We start from the raw sequence: 26,371 nt of genomic DNA on the forward strand, positions 1-26,371 counted from the left end.
GGCAGGGAACCGGTCATCAATCCGTTGCAGTGGCTACCTATTTCCCGAGCAGAACCGGACTGAACCCTATGATTGCGGCACGACGCAAACGCCTGACGATCGCAATCGCCGTGGCATCGATGCTGGGGCTCGCCATGCCTGCGAAAACGGCCCTTGCCGGGCCGGATGGCGTCCATCCCGGTCCGATGTCACGCGCCGAGGCCTATGCCAGGGCGGCCGCGCTGACCGGGCTTGGCCGCAAAATGTTCTTCGATCGCTCGCTATCGGCCTCCGGCCTGCAGGCCTGCTCGTCCTGCCACGATCCGCACCATGCCTTCGGCCCGGCATCGGCGGCGGCGGTCGAAGTGGGCGGGCCGGGCATGGACCGGCCCGGGGTGCGCGCCGTGCCGTCGCTTCGCTATCTGCAGGCGGTGCCGGCCTTCACCGAGCATTTCTACGATTCCGACGACGAGGGCGATGAAAGCGTCGACAACGGGCCGACCGGCGGCCTGACCTGGGACGGCCGTGCGGACCACGGCAGCGACCAGGCGCGGATCCCGCTGCTGTCGCCCTTCGAGATGGCCAACAAGGATGCCGGCGATGTCGTGGCCAGACTGCGTAGGGCGCCCTATGCCGGCGAGCTCAAGATGGTCTTCGGCGACAAGGTGTTCGACGATCCGGACAGCGCCTTCGACGCCGCCGTCGAGGCGCTCGGCACCTTCGAGCAGAGTGCTGCCGATTTCTATCCCTATTCCAGCCGCTACGATCGCTTCCTCGCCGGCAAGGCGACACTCTCGGCGCAGGAACTGCGTGGCCGCGCGCTGTTCGAGGACGAAGCCAAGGGCAATTGCGCCAGCTGTCACCTGAGCGAACCCGCCAATGACGGCGAGCCGCCGCAATTCACCGATTTCGGCTTCCTCGGCATCGGCGTGCCGCGCAATCCAGCCATTCAAGCCAATGCCGATGCGGCCTATTTCGATCTCGGCCTGTGCGGTCCGCTGAGGACCGATCTCAAGGGCAGGGCGCAGTATTGCGGCCTGTTCCGCACGCCGACGCTGCGCAACGTGGCGCTGAAGCAGAGTTTTTTCCACAACGGCTACTTCCATTCGCTGCGCGACGCCGTCGCCTTCTACGCCACGCGCGACACCGATCCCGGCCGCTGGTACCCCAAGAATGCCGACGGCACGGTCCGCCAGAATGACGACCTGCCCAAAACCTATTGGGCCAACCTCAACAAGGATCCGCCCTTCGGCAAGAAGCCCGGCGGCAGGCCGGCGCTGACCGATCCCGAGATCGACGACATCGTCGCCTTCCTGCAGACGCTGACCGACGCCGACCAGCAGGCCGGCGCGCCGCCGGTGCAGTGAGCGGCCGGGACTGTCACCGGCGTCGGCGCTTGAGGGCCGGCAGGCCAGCAAGCAGCTTCACGCAGTCGTGACCGGCCGGTTGTGGTGACGCGCGGCATGCTACGAAAATAGCATTCTCGCACCTTCGGGGTGGATGCTAGGGTCGCGACCCGTGCACCCAAGGCACGCAGCGGCATGATCCCGCAAGACGGAGGAACAGCAAGCGGGACGCATGCCAGTCATTTCATGAAAATCGGGCGGGACAGTTGAACCATCGTGAGGCCGGCGCGTTTGGCGTGCTTGGCCACAAGGGAGGAACATACCAGTGAAAGCATCCTATCTCGTCTCGGTCGCGTTGCTTGCGGCGACCGCCATGCCTGCGGCAGCGGGAGAAATCTCCGACGGCAAGGTCAAAATCGGCATCCTTAACGACCAGTCGGGCGTCTATGCCGATTTCGGTGGCAAATGGTCGGTCGAGGCCGCCAAGATGGCGGTCGAGGATTTTGGCGGCAAGGTCCAGGGCGCGCCGATCGAAATCATCAGCGCCGATCACCAGAACAAGCCCGACATCGCCTCCAACATAGCGCGCCAGTGGTACGACACCGAGCAAGTCGATGCCATCATGGAACTGACCACGTCCTCGGTGGCGCTCGCCGTCCAGGGGCTTTCCAAGGAAAAGAAGAAGATCGACATCGTGACCGGCGCCGCTTCGACCGATCTTACCGGCAAGCAGTGCTCGCCCTATGGTTTCCACTGGGCCTACGACACCCATTCGCAAGCCGTCGGCACCGGCGGAGCGCTGGTGCAGCAAGGCGGCGACAGCTGGTATTTCATCACCGTCGACTACGCCTTCGGCTATTCTCTCGAGGAGCAGACCGCCAAGCTGGTTAAAGCCAGCGGCGGCAAAGTGCAGGGCGAGGTGCGTTATCCGCTGGGCTCCACCGACTATTCGTCCTTCCTGCTGCAGGCGCAGTCCTCCGGCGCCAAGGTCATCGGGCTCGCCAATGCAGGCCTCGACACCTCCAACTCGATCAAGCAGGCGGCCGAGTTCGGCATCGTCGCAGGCGGCCAGCGGCTGGCGGCGCTGCTGTTCACGCTGGCCGAAGTGCACGGGCTCGGCCTGCAGGCGGCGCAGGGCGTCGTGCTCACCGAGGGCTATTACTGGGACCGTGATGACAAGAGCCGCGATTTCGCCGACCGCTTCTTCAAGCGCACCAACCGGATGCCCAACATGATCCAGGCCGGCACCTACTCGGCGGTGACGCAGTACCTCAAGGCCATCGACAAGGCCGGCACCGACGAGACCGAGGCCGTGGCCAAGCTATTGCATGAAATGCCGGTCGACGACGTCTTCACCGCCAACGGCAAGGTGCAGGCCGACGGCTCCATGGTGCACGACATGTATCTCTATCAGGTCAAGAAGCCCGAAGAGAGCAAGAAGGACTGGGACTACTACACCTATCTTGCGACCATTCCGGGCGACAAGGCCTTCATGAAGGCCGAGGAAAGCGGCTGCCCGCTCGTCACCAAGTGACGAGCGCAACCGCCGCGACCGTCCGGCCGGACGGTGATCAGGACGTGCCCCGGGTGGTGCTTTCCGCCCGCGGCCTTCGGCGCGACTTCGCCGGCTTCGTCGCGGTCAACAATGTCGATCTCGACGTTCATCACGGCAAGATCCACGCGCTTATCGGGCCGAACGGCGCCGGCAAGACCACGATCTTCAATCTGTTGACCAAATTCCTGCAGCCGACCAGCGGCAGGATCGAGCTGCTCGGCACCGACATCAGCCGGACCTCGCCGGCAAAGGTTGCGCGCATGGGCCTGGTCCGGTCGTTCCAGATATCGGCGATCTTTCCGCATCTGAGCGTCCTCGACAATGTGCGCGTCGCGCTGCAGCGGCCGAGCGGGCTGGGCTTCCAGTTCTGGCGCTCGCTGTCGGTACTCGACGAATTGACGCCACGGGCACGCGAACTTCTCGGCATCGTCGGCCTCGACGACGCTGCGAACCGGCTCGCCGGCGATCTGTCCTATGGCAGGAAGCGCGTGCTCGAAATCGCCACCACGCTGGCGCTCGATCCGAAAGTGCTGCTGCTCGACGAGCCGATGGCCGGCATGGGGCACGAGGATGTCGGCACGATCTCGCAAATCATCCGTTCGCTGGCTCGCGACCGGGCCGTGCTGATGGTCGAGCACAATCTGACCGTCGTCGCCGATCTTTGCGACTGGATCACCGTCATGCAGCGCGGGCAGGTGCTCGCCGCCGGCGACTACGCGACCGTAAGCCAGGACGAGCGCGTCAGGATCGCCTATATGGGGACGGAGCATGAGTGAGCCGCTGCTTGCCGTGCGCGATCTCCACGCCTGGTACGGCGAAGGCCATGCGCTGCATGGCGTGAACCTCGATGTCTTTCGCGGCGAGACCGTGACTTTGCTTGGCCGCAACGGCGTCGGCAAGACCACCACGCTGCGTGCCATCATGGGGCTGGTCCGCAAGCGCACCGGCAACGTCACGTTCAACGGCACGGACCTGATCGGCCTGCCGCTGCACCGCGTCGCCCGTCAGGGCATCGGCTTCGTTCCCGAGGAGCGCGGCATCTTCGCCACGCTGACGGTCGACGAGAACCTGATCCTGCCGCCGGTGGTGGCCAAGGGCGGCATGAGCGTCGAGGAAATCTTCGATCTCTTCCCCAATCTCAGGGAACGCCGCAACAGCCCGGGCACAAAACTCTCCGGCGGCGAACAGCAGATGCTGGCGATTGCCCGCATCCTCAGGACCGGCGTGCAGATGCTGCTGCTCGACGAACCGACCGAAGGCCTGGCGCCGGTCATCGTCCAGCGCATCGGCGAATTGCTGGCGACCTTGAAGAAGCGCGGCATGACGATCCTGCTCGTCGAGCAGAATTTCCGCTTCGCCGCCCGCATCGCCGACCGCTTCTACCTGATGGAGCACGGCAAGGTGCTGGAAGGGTTCCCGGTCGGCGAACTCGGCGCGCACACTGAACTGCTGCACGAAGTGCTGGGAGTATGATGGCGCCATGACGATGATCTTCGGCATCCCCATCCAGGCCTTGCTCGGGCAGTTGCTGGTCGGGCTGATCAACGGCTCCTTCTACGCCATGCTCAGCCTCGGGCTGGCCGTCATCTTCGGCCTGCTGCGCATCATCAATTTCGCCCATGGCGCGCTCTATATGCTTGGCGCCTTCATCGGCTACTTGCTGCTCGTCCATGTCGGCATCGGCTACTGGCCGGCGCTCGTCCTGGTGCCTTTAGCCGTCGGCCTGTTCGGCATGGTGGTCGAGCGCGCGGCGCTGTCGCGGCTCTATAGGATCGATCCGCTCTACGGCCTGCTCTTCACCTTCGGCATGGCGCTGGTCATCGAAGGCGTCTTCCGCTTCTATTACGGCGTCTCGGGAAATCCCTATGCCGTGCCGGCGCTGCTTGCCGGCGGCACCAATCTCGGCTTCATGTTCCTGCCCAATTATCGCGGCTGGGTGGTGCTGGCCTCGCTTGTCGTCTGCATCGGCACCTGGCTTTTGATCGAGAAGACCAGGCTTGGCTCCTATCTGCGCGCCGCGACCGAGAATCCCGAGCTGGTCCAGGCCTTCGGCGTCAACGTGCCGCTGCTCCTGACGCTCACCTACGGGCTGGGCGCCGCCCTTGCGGGGCTTGCCGGCATCCTGGCCGCACCCGTCTACCAGGTCAGCCCGCTGATGGGGTCGGATCTCATCATCGTCGTCTTCGCCGTCGTCGTGATCGGCGGCATGGGCTCGATCCTGGGGGCCATCGTCACCGGCTACATGCTCGGCCTTGCCGAGGGCTTGACCAAGGTTTTCTATCCCGAGGCGTCGAACCTCGTCGTCTTCGTCATCATGGCGATCGTGCTTCTGCTGCGGCCGGCCGGCTTGTTCGGAAGGGATGCCTGATATGAGCGAACTGACCCTTCAGGAAAGAGGCACCGCTGCCTCCGTGCGGCTGGAATGGGGCCTGGTGGCGCTTGGCATAGCGGCGCTGATTGCCGCGCCGTTCTTCATCTACCCGATCTTCGTCATGAAGATGTTGTGCTTCGCGCTGTTTGCCTGCGCCTTCAATCTGCTGCTCGGCTACACGGGCCTGCTGTCCTTCGGCCACGCCACCTTCTTCGGCGGTGCCGCCTATTTCTGCGCCTATGCCGTCAAGGCATGGGGCTGGCCGCCCGAGGCAGGCATCCTGCTCGGCATGGGCGGCGCAGCACTGCTCGGGCTGGTGATGGGCTTCCTCGCCATCCGCCGGCAAGGCATCTATTTCGCCATGATCACGCTGGCGCTGGCGCAGATGTTCTATTTCTTCTGCGTCCAGGCACCGTTCACCGAAGGCGAGGACGGCATCCAGGGCGTGCCGCGCGGCATTCTGTTCGGCATCCTCGACCTGAACGTCACGATGAACATGTACTATGTCGTGCTCGCCATCTTCCTGATCGGCGTGTTCGCCATCTGGCGCATCGTCAATTCGCCCTTCGGCATGATCCTGCGCTCGATCCGCGAGAACGAGAACCGTGCCATCTCGCTCGGCTATTCGGTCGGCCGCTACAAGCTCGCCGCCTTCGTCATGTCGGCGGCACTTGCCGGGCTTGCCGGTGCTACCAAGGCAATCGTCTTCCAGTTCGCCACGCTCACCGACGTGACCTGGCAGATGTCGGGCGAGGTGATCCTGATGAACCTGCTCGGCGGCATCGGCACCATGGTCGGCCCGGTCGTCGGCGCCGGCCTCGTCGTCGGCCTGGAAAACACCTTGGCCACCTCGGGCTTCCCGGTGACCATCGCCACCGGTCTGATCTTCATGGTCTGCGTGCTCATCTTCCGCCGCGGCATCGTCGGCGAAATCTACGCGCGCTGGCTGGGGCCGGCGGCAGACGGCGGCGACAAGGGCTGATCACCCCACCGGCACCTCCAGGCCGACCTTCACCCGGTCCATGGCGACGAAGGTGCGGAAGCGTTTGACGTTGTTGTTCTCGAAGAACAGCCGCCGTGTCAGCGCCTCGTACTCGGCCATCGTCGCCACGGTGACGACGAGGATGAAGTCGGCATCTCCCGTCACATAGTAGCATTGCTGCACCTCGGGCAGGGCGATGAAGCCGCGCTTGGCGGCGTCGATCAGCTCGGCCCGTTCGCTCTCCACCTCCACCTCGACGAACAGCGTGATCGGATGGCCGACCTTGGCCGGGTCGACCAGCGCGACATTGGCGCGGATGATGCCGGTCTCCTCCATGCGCTTGATGCGCCTTTGCACGGCCGGCGCCGACAAATTGACGGCTTCGCCGATGGCCCGCTGCGGCGTTGTGTTGTCCTTCTGCAGGATGGCGAGGATGGCGCGGTCGAAGCTGTCGAGGCTTTGCGGAGCGGGCATGGCGACATCCAGACGAAACAAACTTGCAATCAGATGGTCGAAACAGAGCGCAATTCTCATCCGCCTTGCAATAGATTTCAGCGTTCAAGGGGAAAAGACCATGATCCTGCTCAACCGCCGTCCTGAACATCGCCAGCCGCTGGTGGCGGCCGACGCCTCTGCGCTCGGCCTTGCCGGGGTCGACGAGGCCGAGCGCTTTCTCAGCCATCGCCAGAACCATGCCGAGACGCCGCTGCATGCCCTGCCGGCGCTGGCGGCCGAACTTGGCGTCGGCTCGCTGCACTTGAAGGATGAAGGTTTGCGGCTCGGGCTCGGCAGCTTCAAGGCGCTGGGTGGCTCCTATGCCGTCATCCGGCTGGTGCTGGAGGAGGCTTCAAAACGGCTCGGCCGGACCGTCGATGTCACGGAACTGGATGAGTCCGACGTGCGAGCCATTGCCGCCGGCATGACCTTCGTCTGCGCCACCGACGGCAATCACGGCCGCTCGGTGGCGCAGGGCGCCGGCCTGGTGGGAGCGCGTTCGGTGGTCTTCGTCCACTCCGGCGTCAGCGACGAGCGCGTCGCCGCCATCGCCCGCTTCGGCGCCGAGATAGTGCGGGTCGACGGTGGCTATGACCATTCGGTGCGGCAAGCCGCCGAGGTCGCCGCCGCGCGCGGCTGGACCGTCGTCTCGGATACGTCCTGGCCGGGCTATGAGCGCATTCCCGGCCTGGTCATGCAGGGCTACACGGTGATCGTGCGCGAGGCGCTGCGGCACCTGCCCAAGCCACCCACCCATGTCTTCTTGCAGGCCGGCGTCGGCGGCTTCGCGGCGGCGATCGCCGGTCATCTGGCGATTGTGCTCGGCGAGGACAGGCCGATGGTGACGGTGGTCGAGCCCGCGCGTGCCGCCTGCATCTTCGCGACGGCTGAAGCCGGGCGTCCGGTGAAAATCCCGCATGAGGAGCCGACCGTGATGGCGATGCTCGAGTGCTACGAGGCCTCGCCGGTTGCCTGGCGGATCCTGTCCAGGGTCGGCGATGCCTTCATGACCGTCGAGGAAGAGGATGCAGTGGCGGTGATGAACCGGCTGGCGCGACCGGCGGGCGATGATCCGGCCATCGTCTCCGGCGAGAGCGGCGGCGCCGGGCTCGTCGGTCTGGTCCGCGCCGCGGCGTCGCCGGATACACGGGCAGCACTCGGCCTCGATGCATATTCCCGCGTGCTGGTCATCAACACCGAGGGCGCCACCGATCCCGGCCGCTATGCCGAGCTGGTCGGCATGGCGCCGGAAGATGTCCTGCTGCAGACTGCGTGAAGGCGGATGACCATGGCCGAACTCGATCAGGAAAACCTTCACCGCGACATGACGGCGTGGCGGCATGAATTGCACGCCCATCCCGAATTCGGCTTCGAGGAGAAGCGCACCTCGGCCTTCGTTGCGCAGAAGCTGCGCGAGTTCGGGCTGGAGGTTGCAGAGGGCGTCGGCGGCACCGGCGTCGTCGGCACGCTGACCAGGGGCAGCGGCAACCGGGCGATCGCGCTGCGCGCCGACATGGACGCCTTGCGCATCGCCGAGCAGGGCACGATGACCTACCGTTCGCAGACGCTTGGCACCATGCACGCCTGCGGCCATGACGGCCACACGTCGATGCTGCTCGGCGCTGCCAAGCTGCTGGCCGGCGAAGGCGGCTTCGACGGTACGGTGCGCTTCATCTTCCAGCCGGCCGAGGAATGGGGCAGGGGCGCGCTCGCCATGCTGAACGACGGCCTGCTCGAGCGCTTCCCCTTCGAGGAGATTTTTGGCCTGCACAACATGCCGGGCCTGCCGGTCGGCCATTTCGAGACCCGCGCCGGGCCGATCATGTCGGCGGAGGACAATTTCGAGATCATGCTGAAAGGCGTCGGCGGCCATGCCGCCCGCCCGCACGCGGGCAACGAGACCTTGGTCGCGGCCTGTGCGCTGGTCATCGCTTTGCAGACCATCGTCTCGCGGCGCTTAAGCCCCGCCGATATCGGCGTCGTCTCGGTCACCGAGCTGATCACCGACGGCACCCGCAACGCGTTGCCGGGCCTCGCCCGCATCCTCGGCGATGCCAGGAGTTTCCGGCCCGAGGTCAGCGCCGAGATCGAAAAGCAGATGCGCAGGATCGCCGAGGGGACCGCACAGGCGCACAATGTCTCGGCCGAAATCACCTATACGCGCGAATTCGTGCCGCTGGTCAACGATGCCACGCTGGTCGAGGAGGCCTTCGCCGCCGCCAGGAGCGTGCTGGCCGACAACGCCGTCGGCGTCGCGGCCGAGCCGACGACCGGCTCGGAAGATTTCGCCCGCTTCCTCGAGCATGTGCCGGGCTGCTTTGTATTTCTGGGCAACGGAGATAGCGCCCCGTTGCACAATCCGTCCTACGACTTCAATGATGAAGGCCTGTTACACGGCGCCCGATTTCATGCCGCCATCGCGCGGCGGCGGCTGCCGGGGTGATCGCCCCTCGAGGGGCTCTGACCTTGCCGCAGTCTTGCCATTGATTCAATTTTAACATATTGGTTTTATGGAATTTTCCACTCTATGGATAGAATTTGATCGCTATGGTGGAAAATTTGCACAACATATTGAAAAATAACAATTTTCCACTATCATATTATGAGATGGGCCAAAGAGTGGAAAAATGCCCCTTAAGGACCTGGTAGGCGAGCAAAGGCGGCAATTCATAGACACGCAGCAGGTTTATGAGGCCTGGCTGGGTGCCGAGGATGAGCATCAGCGACGCTTCGTGGGCAGCATGCGCTGGGTCGAGCGCAACGGCGCCGACTACCTCCTGCGGAAGATAAGGCAGGCCGAAACCTCGCTTGGCCCAAGAAGCGAACAGACGGAAAAGGCATTCGCCGCCTTCTCCGAGGGCAGGGCGCGGAACAAGGATCTGCTGGCCGGGCTGTCGGATCGTTTGGACAGCCTGGCCAAGGTCAATGTGGCCATGGGATTGGGACGGATGCCGGCTATCGCGGCGAGGATACTGAGGCGTTGCGCCGAGACGAATCTGCTGGGAAGGCAGCTGTTCGTCGTCGGCACGAATGCCCTGTTCGCTTACGAGGCATTGGCAGGCGTCCAGATATCGAGCGACCTCGTTGCAACCGGTGATATCGACCTGCTCCTGGATTCACGCCGTCGTATAAGCTTCGTCACCGAGGAAAAAATAACGCAATCCGGGTTGATCGGTGTCCTACGGAAAGTGGATAAATCCTTCAAACCGCTTCAGCCCAGGGCCTTCAGGGCAACAAACCGGGATGGCTATCTGGTCGACCTCATTCGGCCGCAGGCAAGGAATGTTCTCAAGGACAAGGCGCCGACATCGATCACCTCGATTGCCGAGGATCTCGAGGGCGCGCCGATGGATGGGCTGCAATGGCTCATCAACGCGCCGAAGACGGACGCTATAGCGATCGACGAACGCGGCTATCCTGTAAAGATACCGACGATCGACCCTCGCATCTTTGCACTTCATAAGGCCTGGCTGGCCCGGCGGCCCGACCGATCCGCGGTGAAAGCGACCCGCGATCGGGAGCAGTCGATCACCGCCGCCCTCATTGCCAAGCAGTATTTGAGCCTTCCGCTGGACAGCGAGTACCTCGGGGGGTTCCCGGCGCCACTTCGGGAGGCGGCCGTTTCGACGCTCCCGCTAGACAATCCGCCCGGGCTTTCCGAAGACTCGCCAACCGAGCCCAACTGGTAGCGGCAGCGTCGCGCTGCCCTGCTTGCGAGCGCCGCCCTCTAAGCCCCATCACCCGTCTTCTCGATCTCCTCCAGATAGAAGACCTTGCTCGGCTGCAGATGGTCGACGCAGAGCTGGGCCAGCACCCAATTGTCCTTGCGTTTCATCGCCTCGATCATGAACCAGTGGTGCTGGCGCGAGACTTCGAGCTTGTCGCGGTCGGCCAGCGAATTCGCCCGCACCGGCAGGCTGAGCCGCATGTAGTGGTCGATCGATGACACCAGGTAGTCGTTGCCGCAGGCCGAGAACATGGTCAGGTGGAACCGGTCATTGGCCTCATGGATGCCGCGCAGATAGTGGGCGTCGACATGGGCGCTGTAGACACGGTGGATCTCCATCAGCTCGGCGATCAAGGCATCGCTCGCCGGCAGCGGGATCATCAGCGCCGCCTGGCGCTGCAACAGCTCGCGGACCTCGTATATCTGCCGCACCTCGTCCGGCGACAGCCGCCTGACCATCGCGCCCTTGTTGCGTTCGCGGGTGACGACGCCCAGTTTTTCCAGCTGGTAGAGCGCCTGGCGGATGGTGTGGCGCGAGACCGGGAAGCGGGCGAGCAGCACATCCTCGACCAGCCGCGTGCCGGGCGCCAGCTTGCCGAAGATGATGTCTTCCTCCAGCGCCTTAACGACGTCGGCTTCCTTGCCGCCATAGTCTGCCACGTTGAGCATTGTGTCGTCCTCGCGCCGTCTTGTGAGCCACTCTAGCCGCAGACCGAGCCTTCCCGCAACTTGCAGCAAAGGCTTCACATAATCGATAATATGATGCGCATAGGCAAGAAGCTTTGCCTGATTGTGGGTATCCGGTAGAAATCGAAAGCAAGGATTATTGACAATCTCAACCGCTTGCCTATGGTGCGACGTCAGCGGTGGCCCTCGCTCCGGCGACGCGGTCCCGATGTCAGCGCAAATTGAGTCCACAGGTGTCGATTGGTCTATCGCGGCCTCAGAAAGGGAGTGACCAGCTACGGCGACGCCGCCTTTTCGCTGTTCTTGCGCAAGGCCTTCATCAAGGCCGCCGGTTACTCCGACGATGCGCTGGACCGGCCGATCGTCGGCATCGTCAACACCACCAGCGACTACAATCCCTGCCATGGCAACGCCCCGCAGCTGATCGAGGCGGTCAAGCGCGGCGTCATGCTGTCGGGCGCGCTGCCGATGGTGTTCCCGACCATCTCGATCCACGAATCCTTCGCCCACCCGACCTCGATGGTGTTGCGCAATCTGATGGCGATGGACACCGAGGAGATGATCCGCGCCCAGCCGATGGATGCTGTCGTCGTCGTCGGTGGTTGCGACAAGACCTTGCCGGCGCAGATCATGGGTGCGATCAGCGCCGACCTGCCGACGGTCGTGGTTCCGGTCGGGCCGATGGTGGTCGGCCATCACAAGGGCGAGACGCTCGGCGCCTGCACCGATTGCCGCCGGCTGTGGTCGGGCCATCGCGCCGGCGAGATCGACGCTGCCGAGATCGAGCTGGTCAACGGCCGGCTGGCGCCTTCCGTCGGCACCTGCATGGTGATGGGCACCGCCAGCACCATGGCCATCATCGCCGAGACCATCGGCCTCACTGTCCCCTATGCGGCCTCGATTCCGGCGCCGCTGGCCGAGCGGGTCCGTTCGGCGGAGGCGTCGGGCCGGGTCGCCGCCGCGCTTGCCGTCAGCGGCAGGCCGTTTCCGAGCGAGCTCGTCACCCCGGCGGCATTGCGCAACGCCATGGTCGTCATGCAGGCGATCGGCGGCTCGACCAACGGCATCATCCATCTGGCGGCGATTGCGGGCCGGGCAGGGCACGCGATCGATCTCGCCGAATTCGACAGGATCGGCCGCGAGGTGCCGGTGCTGGTCGACCTGAAGCCGTCGGGCGAGCACTACATGGAGCATTTCCACGAGGCGGGCGGCGTCCCGCGCCTGCTCGCCGAACTCACCGGCTTCCTCGATCTCACGGTGCCCGTCATCGGCGGCGGCACGCTGGCCGACCGCGTGATGAAGCGCGAGCACATGCATGACCAGCATGTCATCCGGCCGCTCGGCCAGCCGCTGAAAGCGCAAGGCGCCATGGCCGTGCTGTCGGGCAATCTCTGCCCGCGCGGCGCCGTCATCAAGCATTCGGCGGCCTCGCCGGCGCTGATGCAGCATACCGGCCGTGCCGTGGTCTTCGAATCGGTCGCCGACCTTGCCGAGCGCATCGACGACCCCGATCTCGACGTCGCCGCCGACGATGTGCTGGTGCTGCGCAATGCCGGGCCGAAGGGCGCGCCCGGCATGCCGGAGGCCGGCTACATCCCGATCCCGAAGAAGCTCGCCGCCGAAGGCGTCAAGGACATGGTCCGCCTCTCGGATGCGCGCATGAGCGGCACCGCCTTCGGCACCGTCATCCTGCATGTATCGCCGGAAGCCGCCGCGGGTGGTCCGCTCGCTTTGGTGCGCAACGGCGACCGGATCAGACTGGATGTCGCCGGGCGGCGCATCGACGTTCTCATCGACGACGCGGAACTGGCCAGGCGCGCCGCCGCAGCAAGGCCCGCCGTCGAGCGGCCCGAACGCGGCTATGCCCAGCTCTACCACGACCACGTCCTGCAGGCCGACCAGGGTTGCGACTTCGACTTCCTGACCGCCACGCCGGCGGCGGCAGACGATATCGAGGAGGCAGCGCAATGAATGCGCATCCTCTGCCAGGGACGGAACCACGGCTCTGCCTGCCACCCGATGCGCCGGTCCGGCGCGTCGCCAACCGCCTGCCGCCGGGAACCTGCGACACGCACGCCCATGTCTTCGGGCCGGTCGCGCGCTTCCCGCTCGACCCTGGCCGCGGCTACACGCCTTCGCCGGTCACCATTATCGACTACCGCCGGGTCATGGACGCCTATGGCATCGAGCGCGCCGTGCTGGTGCACCCGAGCGTCTACGGCTTCGACAACAGCGTGCTGTTCGAAGCGCTGGAAACCATGCCCAAGAGGCTGCGCGGCGTGGCGGTGATCTCGCCCAAGGCGCCCGAAACCCTGTTCGCCTGGGCGCACCGGCTCGGCGTGCGCGGCCTGCGCATCAATCCGCGCAATCCGGCCGGCCTGACGATGAAGGATTTCTCTGCTGTCGCTGAGCGCATCAAGCCGTTTGGCTGGCACATCCAGCTGCAGGTCGACATCGAGGATTTTTCCGATCTGGGCAGCGTCGTCGTCGCTGCGGACGTGCCGGTCATCATCGACCATTTCGGCTTTCCCGACCTGGCGCGCGGTCCCGACGGCCGCGCCTTTGGCGAACTGGTCGCACTGGCGGCCGCCGGCAAATGCATCGTCAAGATGTCGGCGCCCTATCGAGTCGCCCCGGATCGCTACACCGCGCTCAAGCCTTTCGTCGAACGCCTCGTCGACCGCGCACCGGCCTCGCTGATCTGGGCGCTCGACTGGCCGCACACCGAATGCTTCGAGGCGGTGCCCGACGATGGCGCCATTCTCGACCTCGTCTGGGATTGGCTGCCCTGGGAGGAATTGCGCCGGCAGGTGCTCGTCGACACGCCGCGCCGCCTGTTCTTTGCCGACGGCGAGCCAGATTCAACCAAAGCTTCCGGATCCAAAGCATGAAGACCCTGAAAGGCGTCATCGCCGCCACGCCCACGCCACTCAATGCCGACCTGTCGATCGACACCGACCGGCTGATCGGTCATTGCCGCTGGCTGCTCGGAGATGGCGGCTGCGACGGCATCAACCTTCTCGGCACCACCGGCGAGGCGACCTCGTTCTCGGTCGAGCAGCGCATCGCCGCGATGCGCGCGGTGGCGCAATCAGGCGTTCCGCTGCAGCGCATGATGGTCGGCACCGGCGCCTCGGCGCTGGCCGACGCGGTGGCGCTGACCAGGGCCGCGCGGGAGCTCGGTTTCGCGGGTGCGCTGCTTCTGCCGCCCTTCTACTACAAGGGCATCGATGCCGAGAGCCTGGCCAACCATGTCGGCGAGGTGATCGCCAAGGCCGGCCCGTTCGGCCTGAAGATCTACCTCTACCATATCCCGCAGAACACCGGCGTGCCCTTCGTCGCCGAAGCCATCGCGCGGCTGCGCGAGCGCTATGCCGACATCGTCGTCGGCCTCAAGGATTCTTCCGGCGACATCGCCTTTTCGCGCTCTTTGGCTGTGCAGTTTCCCGGCTTCGACGTCTTTCCAAGTTCCGAAGGCAGCCTGACCGAATGGAAGAGCTCGCGCTTTGCCGGCTGCATCTCGGCCACCACCAACGTCACCGGCGCGCTGTCGCAGATCGCCTGGTCGGATCCCGACAGCGAGAAGGGCCGCCAGGCGGCGGCTTCGGCGATGGCCATTCGCGGCGTGCTCGGCGGCTTCCCGCTGATGGCGAGCGTCAAGGCGGCATTGGCCGCGATGACCGGCGATGGCGGCTGGGAGCGGCTGATGCCGCCGCTGCGCCGCCTGTCGCCTGCCGAGCGGGCAGAACTGTTTTCGCGGCTGGGCAAGACCGATTTCGCCGCACAGCACGCGCCGGCCACGGCCGGCTGAGACACGGAGTCTACGGAGAAGAAGAGGGAGGTCCGTCGGAGGAGTTCGAAAATCCAGCGCGCCGGCCGGACCTCGGGCGCGCATCGCAGGAACAACATCAACGGAGGAGAACGGAAATGAAAAGACGTACATTCATCGCACTCGCCGCGGCAGCGGCGGCAGCAACGACCATCAGCGTTTCGCCCGTCTTCGCGCAATCGAAGGAGATCGTCTACCTGGCACCGGCGCTCGACGTGCCGTTCTGGCGCACCGTGGCCAAGGGCGTCGAGGCCGGCGCCAAGGAGGGCGGCTACAGCTTCCAGGCGCTGGAGGCGCAGAACAACGCCCAGAAGCAGCTCACCAACGCGCAGGACGCGATCACCCGCGGCGTCGCCGGCATCGTCATCTCGCCGACCGATTCCTCGACCGCGCCGAGCGTCCTGAAGCTCGCCGCCGCCGCCAAGATCCCGGTCGTCATCTGCGATATCGGCACCACCGAAGGCGAATATGTCTCTTTCATCGCCTCCGACAATACGGCCGGCGCCAAGGGTGTCGGCGAGGCGGTCGCCGCTGCGGCGAAAGCCAAGGGCATGAAGGAAGCGCCCTACGGCATGATCACCATCTCGCTCGCCCGCATCAACGGCCAGAAGCGCACCGACGGCTTCCGCTCGGCGATGGAGGCAGGCGGCTACGGCAAGGAGATCGCGCTGCAGCAGATGCAGGCCTACACGGCCGACGAATCCTTCAAGTTCGCGCAGGACATGCTGACCGGCAATCCGAACCTGAAGGCGATGTTCATCGAGGCCGATACGCCGGCCATGGGTGCGCTGCGCGCCATCAAGGCCAGCAATCGCTCCGGCGATATCATCGTCGGCGCCTTTGACGGCATTCCCGAATTCGTCGATCTTCTGAAGAGCGGCGAACTGACGGCGGCCGGCATGCAGCAGCCCTGGCTGATGGGCGAGACGGCGGCCAAGTCGCTGGCCGAGCACCTGGCCGGCAAGACGCCGCCGAAGGAGGTCCTGGTGCCGGTGATGATCGCCACCAGCACCAACATCGAAGAGCTGCTTCCTGAAGCCAAGAAGAACGTCTTCGGCGAGTAGCGTCGGCAAGTTCCAATCGCCGCGCCGGATGGTCCGGCGCGGCTTTCCAGCGAAGGCAAGATGCAGGCGGCAGCAGCGAAAGAAACCCTGTTCACGGCAAGCGGCGTCGAGAAATCGTTCGGCCGCACCCGTGCGCTCGCCGATGCCTCGATCACGCTGCGGCGCGGCGAGATCCACGCTCTGCTCGGCGCCAACGGCGCCGGCAAGTCGACGCTGTCGCGCGTCATCTGTGGCCAGATCCGCCCGGATGCCGGCGACATCGCCTACAGGGGCAAGCCGTTTGCGATCCGCCGCGCCCGCGACGCCATCGATGCCGGCATTTCGCTGGTCATGCAGGAAACCAGTCTCGCCCCCGATCTGTCGGTGGTCGAGAACATCTTTCTCCCCGAGCTTGGCCGGCCTGGCCTGCCGCGCTTCGGCGAGATGCGCCGGAAAGCCGAGGACATACTCTCCCGCCTCGGCCAGCGCGCGCAGTTGCCGCTCGACGGCGACGTGCGCGCGCTTTCCGCCGCGCAGCGCCAGCTGGTCGAGATCGCCAAGGCGCTGGCGCTTGAATCCGACCTCATCATCTTCGACGAACCGACGGCATCGCTAAGCCCCGGCGAGGTCGAGCGTCTGTTCGACATCATGGTCAAGCTGCGCGACGAGGGCAGGGCGCTGGCCTTCGTCTCGCATCGGCTGGAGGAAGTGTTCGCCGTCACCGACAAGGTGACGGTGCTGCGGGAGGGCCGCACCGTCGCCGCCGATGTCGCCACCGCCAAGCTGACCCAGACCGAACTGATCCGCCACATGGTCGGCAGGGAGCTCAGCCAGATCTACCTGGAGCGGGCGCCGAGCGAACAGACGCAAAAGCCCGTCGTGCTCGAAGTCGAGAATTTGAAAAGCGCACCGTTGGTCCGCGACGTTTCCTTCAGCCTGCATCGCGGCGAGATCGTCGGCCTCGGCGGCCTGGTCGGCGCCGGACGTTCGGAGACACTGGAAGCGATCTTTGGCCTGAGGCGCCGCGACGGCGGCGCGGTGCGCCTCAACGGCAAGCCGTTTGCGCCGCGCAAGCCCGCGCAATCGATCCGCGCCGGCATCGGCTTCGTGCCGGAGGACCGCCGCCGCCAGAGCATCGTGCCGGATCTGAGCGTCAGGGAGAACCTTCTCCTCGCCCATCTCGGCGCCCATCGCGGCTTTGGTCTCGCCTATCGCCGGCGCGACGAGAAGGTGAGCGAATTGCTCGCCATGCTCGGCCTGCCGGCGGACCGGCTGCTCGACGCCAGCATGCTGAACTTTTCCGGCGGCATGCAGCAGAAGATCATCATCGCCCGCTGGCTGATGCTCGACCCCGACGTGATCCTGCTCGACGAGCCGACCAAGGGCGTCGACATCGGCACGCGCTCCTCGATCTACGCCATGCTGCGCGCCATCGCCGACCGTGGCGTCGCGGTGCTCATCGTCTCGTCCGACTTCGACGAGTTGCTCGGCATCTGCGAGCGCGTCGTCGTCATCAGCGACGGCATGTCGATCGCCGACATGCCGAGCGCGGTGCTCGACGAGGAGAAGCTGACGCTGCTGGCAGCACCCCGCACCTCGATGGAGCGCAATGTCCGCTTCCTGCGCGATCTCGCCGCCACCTATCGCGGCGCCGCCTTCTGGGGGCTGATCGAGGACGAGAAGCTGTTTTGCCTGAAGGTCGCAGTCGCCGATCAACGTGCCGCGCCCGGCTTCGGCGACGGCGCTGCGGTGGATTTTGCAGAAACGCGGATTCCGGCGGCACTCGGTGCCGCGAAGTCGCAATTCGTCAGCGAGGCTGACGGCAGCCTGAACACCTTGATCGTCGATGTCGCGGGCTCACGCGGCCATGCCATGGGCGCGGCCGGCCTTGTCCTGCCGCATGACACTGAGCCGCCCGACGCCGGCCAACTGGCTGCCGTCATCCAGGCCCACTACGCCGCCCATGACTGATGCCGCTGATGACTGACAAGGAACGCCCCGCAATGGCCGCGAATGAAACGATCGGCACCGCCTATGCGTCGCCACCGCCACGCCAGGCGCTCAAATGGCTGACCGCTCGGCTGGAAGTCAGGATGCTGCTGCTCGCCATCCTGATCGCGGTGACGCTATCGTTCGCCTCGCCCTATTTCCTCACCACCATCAATGTGCTGAACCTGCTCGACCAGTCGGTGGTCGTCGGCATCGTCGCCATCGGCATGACCTTCGTCATCCTCACCGGCGGCATCGATCTGTCCGTCGGTGCGGTGGCGGGGCTCACCGGCATCATCTTCGGCCTCGTCGTGCCAGAACTCGGCCTGCCTGTCGGCGCGCTGGTGGCGATCGTCGCCGGCGGCTTGATCGGTCTCGTCTCCGGCGTGCTGATCAGCTATTTCGGCCTCGCCGCCTTCGTCGTCACGCTCGGCATGATGTCGATCGGCCGCAGCCTCTGCTACATTTTCTCCGGCGGCATCTCGATCTCGAACATCCCGGAATCGCTGAGCGACTTCGTCTACACCAAGGTCGCCTTCATCCCGATGAACGTCTTCGTCCTGCTCGTGCTCTACCTGCTGGCCTATCTCTATCTCGGCTACACCAAGGGCGGCCGCACCATCTATGCGATCGGCTCCAATGCCGAAGCCGCCAGAACCGCCGGCCTCAATGTCGTCGGCTACGCCATCCTGCCCTATGTCGTCTCCGGCGCGCTGTCGGCGGTCTCGGCGCTGCTCCTCGCCGGCAAGATCCTGTCGGTCGATCCGCTGGCCGGCAATCTGCTCGAGCTCGATGCCATTGCCGCCGTCGTCATCGGCGGTGCCAGCCTGTTCGGCGGCCGCGGCTCGATCATCGGCACGCTGATCGGCGTCTTCATCATGGTGATGATCCGCAACGGCCTCAATCTGATGGGCGTCTCGCCCTTCTGGCAGGGCTCGGCGATCGGCGCCATCATCATCGCCGCCGTGCTGGTGGAAAGGCTGGTGAGCCGCCGGGGCGCCCGATGACGTCAGTGTCGTCCAGCGCCGCCTGCATCCGCCAGGAGCCGGCATGACCCTGCGCATTGGCATGATCGGCGCCGGCTGGGTGACGCGCCACCACCTCGATGCCTGGCTGCGCCTTGCCGACAGGGCCATCGTGGTTGCGATCGCCGACCCGTCGGCCGAGGCGCGCAACACCCGCGCGGCCGAGTACGGCATTGCCGGCATCCACGCCGACGCCGCCGACATGCTGGCGGCCGAAAAGCTCGACGCTGTCGATATCGCTTCGCCGCGCGAATCCCATGCCGGCCATGTCCGGCTGGCGGCGCAGGCCGGGCTGGCCATCCTCTGCCAGAAGCCGTTGGCGCCGAGCTTTGCCGAAGCGGAAGCGCTGGTCGCCGAGGTCGGCGGCCGCGTCCCGTTCATGGTGCATGAGAACTGGCGCTTCCGGCCGCATTACCGGCAGATCAGGCACTGGCTGGACGCGGCCGGTATCGGCCGTCCGCTGCAGGCACAGATGAGCGTGCTGAGCAGCGGCCTGGTGCCGGACGCCGATGGCCAGCTTCCGGCGCTGCGGCGCCAGCCGATGCTGGCTGCGCTCGGCGAGATGCTGGTCAAGGAAATCCTGATCCACCACATCGACACGCTGCGCTTTCTGTTCGGCGAGCTTAGCCAGCGCTCCGCCGCCGTCGGCCGGCTGAGCGATGCGGTGATCGGCGACGATCACGCGCTGCTGTCGATGGTCGCCAGCGATGGAACACCGGTCACCCTGCAAGGCAATCTCCATGCACGCGGCTATCCCGGCGAGGTCTTCGACCGGCTGGAGGTCTTTTGCGAACGCGGCCGTATCCTGCTCGAGCGCGACCGCCTGACGCTCGACGGCGAAAGACCTGAATCGGCGACGGTCGATCTGGCGGCGAACTACGCCGCCTCCTATCGCGACACGATCGCCTGCTTTATCGACGGTCTGGCGGCGGGCCGCATCCTCGAAAACAGCCCCACCGACAATCTCGGCACGCTGCGCCTCGTCGACGAAGCCTATCGCTGGCGGCGCCCGAGCTGAGCCGGGAGGTGCCTGTTGCTGTTCCCGCGGCGGCGGGCACCTGCCTGCGCATCGGCGCGTCGGGCCTTCTCAGGCAAGGCGTTCGATCTTGGCGCCCTTGCCGATCATCGCCGTTGCCACCACAATTTCTTTGATTTGCCGACGTCTTGATCAGCATGGGAAATGATCAAGAAGAACGCGGCCCGAACGATATTCTTCTTCGAGGCGTGTGGATGCACCTTGCGTGCCGCTTTGATCAATTGCTTGGGAGTCATCTGCGGCGTCACTATCCGGATGAGAGTGTCGCTAATCGCCCGCAATTCGGCTGCTTCCATAGGACATCTCCATCTCTTAGCTCGGGTGGGCTGGCGAATGGCGCGATGATCGTAGAGACCCAAAGTCCGGCAGGGAACTGCAAATTCTTCAGCCTAAGATACGGCGCCCCTATCATTTTGGCTGAATTGTGCGCTCGAAAACGCACCGATAAACTAAACGAAGCGGAGGGGCGTACACAGAGCGCCGGTTTGTCGATCCTTGTTGGCTGTCCGATCGGCAGCCGGCGTCGTGCCGAGGCGTACCTCACGGATGCGCCTCTGGGCTCATCCGATTTGACGCCACAGAGGAACCAAACACCGCCGTTTTGCCAAGTAGCCCCGATGCATGGCCGGCCTGTAAATCGCCAGCCGGCGAACCTACCCCGTTTGCTGGTTAGGCCCGGCGGTCGACCCCAGCCGCCGCGCCCCGGACGCCGGGCCGCTGGTCGTAGCTAGCCGATTCAGTTGTTCGTGGGACGCAGAATCCGCTGAACAATCGCTGCGTCTTTTCTCCTTCCACCTTAAGCCTTCGGCTTTGTAGCCGCCGACATTGCCCCCCGGCCACGGCTGGGGGACACGGATCAGATCCACCTCGGCCCTCCCGGTGGTGGTACGAGGAAAAAATAACCACGTCCTCCGCCGAGATGTCGCCGGCCTGTTTCGAGCGGAAGCGACAAAGGAAGCCCGGTTTTGCACCGGGCTTTTCTCTATTGCCATCGGCGCTTTAGGCCGAGTGAACCAGGGCATTCAGTCTTAATTGAGCTGTTTCTAATATATCTATAAATTGATCCGCGCGGGGGGCTTCTTCCTATCCCGCAAATGGCCGGTGCGGTGCGATAGATCTAGCAACGAGCGCCCGACCGCACCGGCCATTTCATTCCTTTGAGCGGAGTGTACCTGGGAAGACAACCATGTCCGGCAAGCCAGCTGTCTTTCCAGCGCTCGATCACTTGCCGACCCAAGCTCGAGAGCATGTTCCGCCGGTTCCTTTCGATATCGATACTGCGTTGGCAGCAGCGAGACCGACAGAAGCGCCTAGGCTCATCCGATTGGATGGTTGGGAGAACCGAAACACAGCCGTTTTGCCAAGTGAGCGGTAATGCACGGCCGGACTACAATCATTTCAGCCGGCGAACCGTTGCTGGTCAGGCCCGGCGGCCGATTCGAGCCCACGAGCCCTCCCGGCCGCTGGGCGGCTCGGTCGCCGAGCCTCAAGCCTCGCCAGCGCGCGTTTCGGCCAAAGTGCCGGAGAACGCATGATCGCTATCTGGACCAATGCCGGAACAATCATCGTGTTCGATCCCGAAGTCGGCACTGCATCTGGCCGTTCCGAGCATGAAGCATGGAAAGAGATCGAGCGCCGCAAGGCGATGAAGCAGGAACGGCGAGCAGTCCTACAGTGCTGAAGCGCAGGTTCAGAGCGCGGGCACTAGCGGGAAGGATGCAGCTTTCATTCAATGGCGCGGGACAGGGCCGGTAGGCTGAGGCCTGATGGCCCGGTCTGCTTCGTTGGGTTGCCACAGGATTTGCAGGCCGGGCCGCGCCCCCCGGCGGCCTCGAAAGCCGGAGCCCCGAAAGAGATTGCTCCTTATTCGGCGGTCAGACAAATCACGGTTGATTGCGCGATGGAGAGGGCGGAAACCCGCGTCTCTCCTTGTACGGGGAGACGCGGGCCAGGTTGCCACCTGTTGCACGTCACCAGCGGTGAAATGCAACCGGACAGAACCATTACCCATCGCTAATGTCTAGGCCGGGATTGCGCGATCGAGAAGGAGCAGCGGGGACCGGGTGGGGGCTAGGGGTAGGTCCCCGCTGCCTTGAGCTGCCTTCGCAGGGTGCAGTGGCAGCACAACCAAATAGGCGACTGAGCAATGAAAGAACGAATGACAGGGAGCCGTTTTGAACGTCCTGTCAGTCCTCTTACACCGGCCAATGCTGGGGCCGGTGTCTCAAGGAGTGCGGCCGGGGACGGACCTTCAAGACGTTGCGATTTCCGTAACCCCAACCGCACACCCGGCCTGACGTACGTGCCCACCCAATTGACCCCAGCGTCAAGCGACAGATCGATAGTAGCCGATGTGGATCGCCCCCAAATCGGCCGCTTGAGCTAGCGCGGATAGACAATTCGGGTCAGCGAGGTTCGACGCGGAGAAAAGAAGGTCGCAATATCCGTGCCGCCGCCAGCGCGCGTCCTTGCCGGCCCTGTAGGCAACTGACTTCAGTCCCAACTGCACCGGCCGTTTGTTAACCTCTACCGCTGGGCAGCGCTAACCCATCACGCCCCATCGCGATGCGCACTCATTGACCGCGTTGCAAACAATTTTAATAAATTAGCTACAGCTAATAAAATCCGCTACAATGCGCAATCAGCCGGCAACCTTCTACCCCCCGTTTGCTGGTTAGGCCTGGCGGCCGATCGAGCCCCCCTCACGCGGCCGCTGGGCCGCCCTGGTTGGCCAGCCTCTGGCGCAGTTCGAAAACCGATTGGAGAAGGGAGGGCAAGGGGATGGCTGCCTATCTGATTGCAGATGTCGATGTCACCGACGCTGCCACATTCGATGAATACAAGCGCGAGGTCCCGGCGACCGAAGCGCGCCATGGCGGGCGATATCTCGCGCGCGGCGGCGCAACCCAAGTGCTCGAAGGCGATTGGGATCCGCATCGGCTGGTCATCGTCGAATTTCCCGACATGGGCGCGCTCACTGCCTGGTACGATTCTCCGGAGTACGAGCGCCTGAAGGAAATCCGCTTCCGCAGCGCCAGGACGCGCATCATAGCGATCGAGGGAATGCCGCCAGGCTCCCGCTAGCGCCTCGGTTGCCGGCCCCGGTAACGGATTCTTCTCTGCTTTTGTGCACATTGTCCGCGACAGGGTGGACAAAAGCCGGGCATGGCAGACGACAAGACACGCAATGGAGAGTTCTGGGCGCTGGCGCTCGAGCGCGCCCATCTCGGCGTCTGGGACTGGGATCTCAAGAGTGGCGCCTGCTATTATTCGCCGACCTGGTCGAAGATGCTCGGCTATGGCGAGGGCGAGCTTGCCGACGCAGCCGACCTCTGGCTGCAGTTGACGCATCCCGACGATCGCGAGCGGGCGAAGGCCAGCGGCGACCGCCACATCGCCGGCCTGACCCCTTCGATCGAGACCGAGCTTCGCCTGAGGCACAAGGACGGCCACTGGGTCTGGGTGCTGGACCGGGGCGGCATTGTCGAGCACGATGAAAACGGCCAACCGCTCAGGCTGATGGGCGTGCAGACCGACATCACCAGGCAGAAAGAGGCGGAAGCCGCGCTCGAACAGGTCAACATCCGCTTCCGCCTGGCGCTCGCCGCCAGCGGCACCGGCATCTGGCACCATGATATCGGCACCCACAAGAGCTATTGGGATGCCCGCACCAGGGAGATTTTCGGCCTCGTCGCCGACACCGACGAGGTGACGGCCGACCTCTGGCACACCTATCTGCATCCGGACGACAAGGACGCCACCGAGCGCGCCCACCAGGTGCCTCTCGGCTCGGATGCCGTCATTGCTTCGCAATACCGCATCGTCAAGCGCGACGGCGAGATCCGCCATGTCGAATCCCTGGTGCGCTTCATCGCCACCGGTGCGGCGGGCCAGATCCTCGGCACCGTGCGCGACATCACCGAGGACAAGAAGCGCGCCCAGGAACTGGCCTATGCCGCCAACCACGACGCACTGACCGGGCTCTTGAACCGCGCCGCCTTCGACAGGCTGCTGGCCGACCATATCGCCACGTCGCGCCGGCTGCCGCTGGCGGTGTTCTATGTCGATCTGGACTACTTCAAGGCGCTCAACGACTACGCCGGCCATGCCGCCGGCGACCTTGCGCTGAAGGGCGTTGCCGCCGGCATCGTCGGCAGCCTGCCGCCATCCGCGCATGCCGCGCGCCTCGGCGGCGACGAGTTCGCGCTGCTGGTGCCGAATTGCGCAACGAAGCAGGCCGAGCGGCTGGCCGGCGCCGTTCTCGCCGCCGTCCGCGACGCCGATCTCGGCACGATGACTTCACGCAAGCTGGCGGCCAGCGTCGGCATCGCCTTTGTCGCCGACCACAACACCACCGTGGCCGACGCGCTGGCCTGCGCCGACGACGCCTGCTACGCCGCCAAGGCTGCCGGGCGCAACCGGTTTGCCGTGTTTTCGCCGGAGACGGCGTCGGGCTCCGGCGGGCTCAACGCGGCACGGCTCGCTGCCGATCTGGTCGACGCCATGGAGGACGGCAGGCTGAAGCTGTTCGGCCAGCAGATCCATCTGCTCGGCAAACCCTGGCAAGAGAGCCGTCATGTCGAGGTGCTGGCACGGCTGATCGGACGCAATGGCCGGATGATCCCACCTGGCGAATTCATCCCGGTGGCCGAGCGCTTCGGCCTCGCTTCCAGGCTCGACCGCTGGATCATCAGGACGGCGCTCTCGCTGCATGGTCAGGCGATGCGTTCGAGCGCGATTTCGCTCGGCTTCAACCTGTCGGCGCAGACGCTGAGCGACCCGCAACTGTGGGACTTCGTCGACGCCGCCATCGCCGAGACCGGGGCGCCGCATTCGGGCATCGGCTTCGAGATCACCGAGACTGCCGCGGTCACCAATTTCGACGCCGCCGAACAGTTCGTGCGCAAGGCGCGCGAGCGCCGTTGCCGCGTCAGCCTCGACGATTTCGGCGCCGGCATGAGCTCGTTCGAATATCTGCGGCGCTTTCCCGTCGACGCCATCAAGATCGACGGTTCCTTCATCGAGAACATCGCCCAGAACAGTTTTGACCGCGAGATCGTCTCGGCCATCTCAGGCATTGCCAGAAGCCTCGGCTGCTCCGTGGTGGCCGAGAAGATCGAGCAGCAGGCCGCGCTCGAAATCCTCGAGGGCATGGGCGTCGCCTACGGCCAGGGTTTTCTGCTGCACCGGCCCGAACCGCTGGAAGCGATTGTTTCGCGAGCGACGTCTCAGGCGGTTCTGCCGAAGAGGCGGCTGGCGTAACCCTCTTTTTGTCGGCTTTCTCGAACGTTTCGGAATTGCGCAGCCTTGACGACACCTGTTGACTCCTCGACATTATACATTATATGCAATTGTATATTGAAAAGAGGAAGCGCATCGATGCAGCCAGTCAGGATCATCAACAATCTCCCGGTCACGGGACAGCCGCCCGTCGCGCGGCCCGTCGTCTGGGGCCTGTTCGATCCGCGCAGTTCGAGCATTCAGTATGTCGTCTCCGATCCGGCGACCAGGCGCTGTGCCATCGTCGATCCGGTTCTCGACTTCGACGAGAAATCCGGCGCGACGGACACCCGCAATGCCGATGCCATCCTTGCCTATGTTGCGGACAATGGCCTGACGGTCGAATGGATCCTGGACACCCATCCCCATGCCGATCATTTCTCGGCGGCCACCTACCTGAAGGGCAGGACGGGCGCGCCGACCGCGATCGGCGCCCGCGTCGTCGACGTCCAGCGTCTCTGGAAAAATATCTACAATTGGCCCACGCTGCCGGCCGACGGCTCGCAATGGGACCGGCTGTTTGCCGATGGCGATCGCTTCAAGGTCGGCTCGATCGACGCGCACGTGCTGTTCTCGCCGGGCCATACGCTGGCCTCCATAACCTATGTGGTCGGTGACGCGGCCTTCGTGCACGACACGCTGTTCATGCCGGACAGCGGCACGGCGCGGGCGGATTTTCCCGGCGGCAGCGCGAAGGTTCTGTGGGGATCGATCCAGCGGATTCTTTCGCTGCCGGACGGGACGCGCCTGTTCATCGGCCACGACTATCAGCCGGGCGGCCGCGAGCCGCGCTGGGAAAGCACGGTGGCCGAGCAGAAGCGTTCGAACCCGCATATCGCCGGGATCGACGAGGTGGCCTTCATCGCGCTTCGCCAGGCGCGCGACCGCACGCTGCCGATGCCGAAGCTCATCCTGCACGCGTTGCAGGTGAACTTGCGCGGCGGGTGCCTGCCGGAACCGGAAGACAATGGCCGGCGCTATCTGAAATTCCCGCTCGATGCGCTTGCCGGCGCGGCCTGGGGTTGAT

22 protein-coding genes and 1 pseudogene are annotated in these 26,371 nt (G+C 64.9%); 20 read left to right on the top strand and 3 right to left on the bottom strand.

The genetic code is table 11. The annotated features are described in order from the left end of the window. Nucleotides 1-134: 134 nt before the first annotated feature. The 6 genes from A6B35_RS15215 to A6B35_RS15240 all read left to right on the top strand — a co-directional run bounded on the left by A6B35_RS15215 (nucleotide 135) and on the right by A6B35_RS15240 (nucleotide 6,233). Nucleotides 135-1,346 (top strand): cytochrome-c peroxidase, encoded by a 1,212-nt coding sequence (locus A6B35_RS15215; protein WP_341872639.1) that lies wholly within the window; start codon nucleotides 135-137, stop codon nucleotides 1,344-1,346. A 304-nt stretch (nucleotides 1,347-1,650) separates the two neighbouring features. Next, complete coding sequence (locus A6B35_RS15220) at nucleotides 1,651-2,859, top strand: ABC transporter substrate-binding protein (protein WP_006205657.1); 1,209 nt, start codon at nucleotides 1,651-1,653, stop codon at nucleotides 2,857-2,859. Further along, a complete protein-coding gene (locus A6B35_RS15225; RefSeq protein ID WP_006205658.1) occupies nucleotides 2,856-3,656 on the top strand; it encodes an ABC transporter ATP-binding protein in 801 nt (266 codons plus the stop codon). The genes A6B35_RS15220 and A6B35_RS15225 overlap by 4 nt, the downstream gene beginning before the upstream one ends. Then, nucleotides 3,649-4,353: an ABC transporter ATP-binding protein gene (locus tag A6B35_RS15230; RefSeq protein WP_006205659.1), complete on the top strand. Its 705-nt coding sequence runs from the start codon at nucleotides 3,649-3,651 to the stop codon at nucleotides 4,351-4,353. The genes A6B35_RS15225 and A6B35_RS15230 overlap by 8 nt, the downstream gene beginning before the upstream one ends. A 7-nt stretch (nucleotides 4,354-4,360) precedes the next feature. After that, complete coding sequence (locus tag A6B35_RS15235; protein WP_006205660.1) at nucleotides 4,361-5,248, top strand: branched-chain amino acid ABC transporter permease; 888 nt, start codon at nucleotides 4,361-4,363, stop codon at nucleotides 5,246-5,248. A 1-nt stretch (nucleotide 5,249) separates the two neighbouring features. Next, nucleotides 5,250-6,233 carry a branched-chain amino acid ABC transporter permease gene (locus A6B35_RS15240; protein ID WP_006205661.1) on the top strand — a complete coding sequence of 328 codons (984 nt, stop codon included), beginning with the start codon at nucleotides 5,250-5,252 and terminating at the stop codon, nucleotides 6,231-6,233. Here the strand turns inward: A6B35_RS15240 and A6B35_RS15245 are convergent, their stop codons facing one another. Beyond that, nucleotides 6,234-6,707: an Lrp/AsnC family transcriptional regulator gene (locus tag A6B35_RS15245; protein ID WP_040583862.1), complete on the bottom strand. Its 474-nt coding sequence runs from the start codon at nucleotides 6,705-6,707 to the stop codon at nucleotides 6,234-6,236. It lies immediately after the preceding gene. A gap of 100 nt (nucleotides 6,708-6,807) precedes the next feature. Between A6B35_RS15245 and A6B35_RS15250 the strand changes: the two genes are divergently transcribed. The 3 genes from A6B35_RS15250 to A6B35_RS15260 all read left to right on the top strand — a co-directional run bounded on the left by A6B35_RS15250 (nucleotide 6,808) and on the right by A6B35_RS15260 (nucleotide 10,417). Continuing rightward, on the top strand, nucleotides 6,808-8,004 hold the full coding sequence (locus tag A6B35_RS15250) for a diaminopropionate ammonia-lyase (RefSeq protein WP_006205663.1): 1,197 nt from the start codon (nucleotides 6,808-6,810) through the stop codon (nucleotides 8,002-8,004). 12 nt (nucleotides 8,005-8,016) lie between these two features. Then, the gene (locus tag A6B35_RS15255; RefSeq protein ID WP_040583863.1) at nucleotides 8,017-9,171 is read left to right on the top strand and encodes a M20 aminoacylase family protein; all 1,155 of its coding nucleotides are present in this window, start codon (nucleotides 8,017-8,019) and stop codon (nucleotides 9,169-9,171) included. Nucleotides 9,172-9,355: 184 nt separating this feature from the next. Next, nucleotides 9,356-10,417 (top strand): GSU2403 family nucleotidyltransferase fold protein, encoded by a 1,062-nt coding sequence (locus A6B35_RS15260; protein WP_006205666.1) that lies wholly within the window; start codon nucleotides 9,356-9,358, stop codon nucleotides 10,415-10,417. Between the two features lie 38 nt (nucleotides 10,418-10,455). Here A6B35_RS15260 and A6B35_RS15265 read toward each other — a convergent pair whose 3' ends face one another. Then, complete coding sequence (locus A6B35_RS15265) at nucleotides 10,456-11,124, bottom strand: GntR family transcriptional regulator (RefSeq protein ID WP_006205667.1); 669 nt, start codon at nucleotides 11,122-11,124, stop codon at nucleotides 10,456-10,458. A 285-nt stretch (nucleotides 11,125-11,409) separates the two neighbouring features. On the opposite strand from A6B35_RS15265, the gene A6B35_RS15270 reads away from it, so the two are divergent. From A6B35_RS15270 to A6B35_RS15300, 7 genes are all read left to right on the top strand, one after another. Then, on the top strand, nucleotides 11,410-13,113 hold the full coding sequence (locus A6B35_RS15270; protein ID WP_006205668.1) for an IlvD/Edd family dehydratase: 1,704 nt from the start codon (nucleotides 11,410-11,412) through the stop codon (nucleotides 13,111-13,113). Continuing rightward, complete coding sequence (locus A6B35_RS15275) at nucleotides 13,110-14,033, top strand: amidohydrolase family protein (RefSeq protein ID WP_006205669.1); 924 nt, start codon at nucleotides 13,110-13,112, stop codon at nucleotides 14,031-14,033. Before A6B35_RS15270 ends, A6B35_RS15275 begins: the two co-directional genes overlap by 4 nt. Then, nucleotides 14,030-14,953 (top strand): dihydrodipicolinate synthase family protein, encoded by a 924-nt coding sequence (locus A6B35_RS15280; protein ID WP_006205670.1) that lies wholly within the window; start codon nucleotides 14,030-14,032, stop codon nucleotides 14,951-14,953. The genes A6B35_RS15275 and A6B35_RS15280 overlap by 4 nt, the downstream gene beginning before the upstream one ends. A 116-nt stretch (nucleotides 14,954-15,069) precedes the next feature. Beyond that, nucleotides 15,070-16,035, top strand: coding sequence for a substrate-binding domain-containing protein (locus tag A6B35_RS15285; RefSeq protein WP_006205671.1), 966 nt, complete (start codon nucleotides 15,070-15,072; stop codon nucleotides 16,033-16,035). A gap of 60 nt (nucleotides 16,036-16,095) precedes the next feature. Then, nucleotides 16,096-17,985 carry a sugar ABC transporter ATP-binding protein gene (locus tag A6B35_RS15290; RefSeq protein ID WP_006205672.1) on the top strand — a complete coding sequence of 630 codons (1,890 nt, stop codon included), beginning with the start codon at nucleotides 16,096-16,098 and terminating at the stop codon, nucleotides 17,983-17,985. 32 nt (nucleotides 17,986-18,017) lie between these two features. Beyond that, nucleotides 18,018-19,010, top strand: coding sequence for an ABC transporter permease (locus tag A6B35_RS15295; protein WP_006205673.1), 993 nt, complete (start codon nucleotides 18,018-18,020; stop codon nucleotides 19,008-19,010). Between the two features lie 43 nt (nucleotides 19,011-19,053). After that, the gene (locus A6B35_RS15300; protein WP_006205674.1) at nucleotides 19,054-20,046 is read left to right on the top strand and encodes a Gfo/Idh/MocA family protein; all 993 of its coding nucleotides are present in this window, start codon (nucleotides 19,054-19,056) and stop codon (nucleotides 20,044-20,046) included. Nucleotides 20,047-20,150: 104 nt separating this feature from the next. Here the strand turns inward: A6B35_RS15300 and A6B35_RS15305 are convergent, their stop codons facing one another. Then, entirely contained in the window at nucleotides 20,151-20,360 is a 210-nt protein-coding gene (locus A6B35_RS15305) for a hypothetical protein (RefSeq protein WP_006205675.1), read from the bottom strand. A gap of 1,235 nt (nucleotides 20,361-21,595) precedes the next feature. Here A6B35_RS15305 and A6B35_RS36225 point away from each other — a divergent pair. The 4 genes and pseudogenes from A6B35_RS36225 to A6B35_RS15320 form a co-directional block, all read left to right on the top strand. Beyond that, nucleotides 21,596-21,745, top strand: a complete 150-nt coding sequence (locus tag A6B35_RS36225; protein WP_006205676.1) for a hypothetical protein — start codon at nucleotides 21,596-21,598, stop codon at nucleotides 21,743-21,745. A gap of 1,100 nt (nucleotides 21,746-22,845) precedes the next feature. After that, nucleotides 22,846-23,148 carry a DUF1330 domain-containing protein gene (locus A6B35_RS15310; RefSeq protein ID WP_006205677.1) on the top strand — a complete coding sequence of 101 codons (303 nt, stop codon included), beginning with the start codon at nucleotides 22,846-22,848 and terminating at the stop codon, nucleotides 23,146-23,148. 81 nt (nucleotides 23,149-23,229) lie between these two features. Continuing rightward, nucleotides 23,230-25,326 (top strand): EAL domain-containing protein, encoded by a 2,097-nt coding sequence (locus A6B35_RS15315; RefSeq protein WP_006205678.1) that lies wholly within the window; start codon nucleotides 23,230-23,232, stop codon nucleotides 25,324-25,326. Nucleotides 25,327-25,500: 174 nt separating this feature from the next. Beyond that, nucleotides 25,501-26,370, top strand: a pseudogene (locus A6B35_RS15320) (MBL fold metallo-hydrolase); the annotation flags it as partial. Nucleotide 26,371: the final 1 nt, after the last annotated feature.

Source organism: Mesorhizobium amorphae CCNWGS0123 (assembly GCF_001686985.1).
Lineage (GTDB): Bacteria > Pseudomonadota > Alphaproteobacteria > Rhizobiales > Rhizobiaceae > Mesorhizobium > Mesorhizobium amorphae.

What these genes read in the sequence shown, in the direction of transcription:
- A6B35_RS15265 (WP_006205667.1), bottom strand. Translation starts at nt 11,124, where the DNA reads ATGCTCAACGTGGCAGACTATGGCGGCAAGGAAGCCGACGTCGTTAAG.
- A6B35_RS36225 (WP_006205676.1), top strand. Translation starts at nt 21,596, where the DNA reads ATGATCGCTATCTGGACCAATGCCGGAACAATCATCGTGTTCGATCCC.
- A6B35_RS15310 (WP_006205677.1), top strand. Translation starts at nt 22,846, where the DNA reads ATGGCTGCCTATCTGATTGCAGATGTCGATGTCACCGACGCTGCCACA.
- A6B35_RS15300 (WP_006205674.1), top strand. Translation starts at nt 19,054, where the DNA reads ATGACCCTGCGCATTGGCATGATCGGCGCCGGCTGGGTGACGCGCCAC.
- A6B35_RS15250 (WP_006205663.1), top strand. Translation starts at nt 6,808, where the DNA reads ATGATCCTGCTCAACCGCCGTCCTGAACATCGCCAGCCGCTGGTGGCG.
- A6B35_RS15305 (WP_006205675.1), bottom strand. Translation starts at nt 20,360, where the DNA reads ATGGAAGCAGCCGAATTGCGGGCGATTAGCGACACTCTCATCCGGATA.
- A6B35_RS15240 (WP_006205661.1), top strand. Translation starts at nt 5,250, where the DNA reads ATGAGCGAACTGACCCTTCAGGAAAGAGGCACCGCTGCCTCCGTGCGG.
- A6B35_RS15315 (WP_006205678.1), top strand. Translation starts at nt 23,230, where the DNA reads ATGGCAGACGACAAGACACGCAATGGAGAGTTCTGGGCGCTGGCGCTC.
- A6B35_RS15235 (WP_006205660.1), top strand. Translation starts at nt 4,361, where the DNA reads ATGACGATGATCTTCGGCATCCCCATCCAGGCCTTGCTCGGGCAGTTG.
- A6B35_RS15285 (WP_006205671.1), top strand. Translation starts at nt 15,070, where the DNA reads ATGAAAAGACGTACATTCATCGCACTCGCCGCGGCAGCGGCGGCAGCA.
- A6B35_RS15245 (WP_040583862.1), bottom strand. Translation starts at nt 6,707, where the DNA reads ATGCCCGCTCCGCAAAGCCTCGACAGCTTCGACCGCGCCATCCTCGCC.
- A6B35_RS15215 (WP_341872639.1), top strand. Translation starts at nt 135, where the DNA reads ATGCCTGCGAAAACGGCCCTTGCCGGGCCGGATGGCGTCCATCCCGGT.
- A6B35_RS15290 (WP_006205672.1), top strand. Translation starts at nt 16,096, where the DNA reads ATGCAGGCGGCAGCAGCGAAAGAAACCCTGTTCACGGCAAGCGGCGTC.
- A6B35_RS15280 (WP_006205670.1), top strand. Translation starts at nt 14,030, where the DNA reads ATGAAGACCCTGAAAGGCGTCATCGCCGCCACGCCCACGCCACTCAAT.
- A6B35_RS15275 (WP_006205669.1), top strand. Translation starts at nt 13,110, where the DNA reads ATGAATGCGCATCCTCTGCCAGGGACGGAACCACGGCTCTGCCTGCCA.
- A6B35_RS15260 (WP_006205666.1), top strand. Translation starts at nt 9,356, where the DNA reads ATGCCCCTTAAGGACCTGGTAGGCGAGCAAAGGCGGCAATTCATAGAC.
- A6B35_RS15255 (WP_040583863.1), top strand. Translation starts at nt 8,017, where the DNA reads ATGGCCGAACTCGATCAGGAAAACCTTCACCGCGACATGACGGCGTGG.
- A6B35_RS15230 (WP_006205659.1), top strand. Translation starts at nt 3,649, where the DNA reads ATGAGTGAGCCGCTGCTTGCCGTGCGCGATCTCCACGCCTGGTACGGC.
- A6B35_RS15295 (WP_006205673.1), top strand. Translation starts at nt 18,018, where the DNA reads ATGGCCGCGAATGAAACGATCGGCACCGCCTATGCGTCGCCACCGCCA.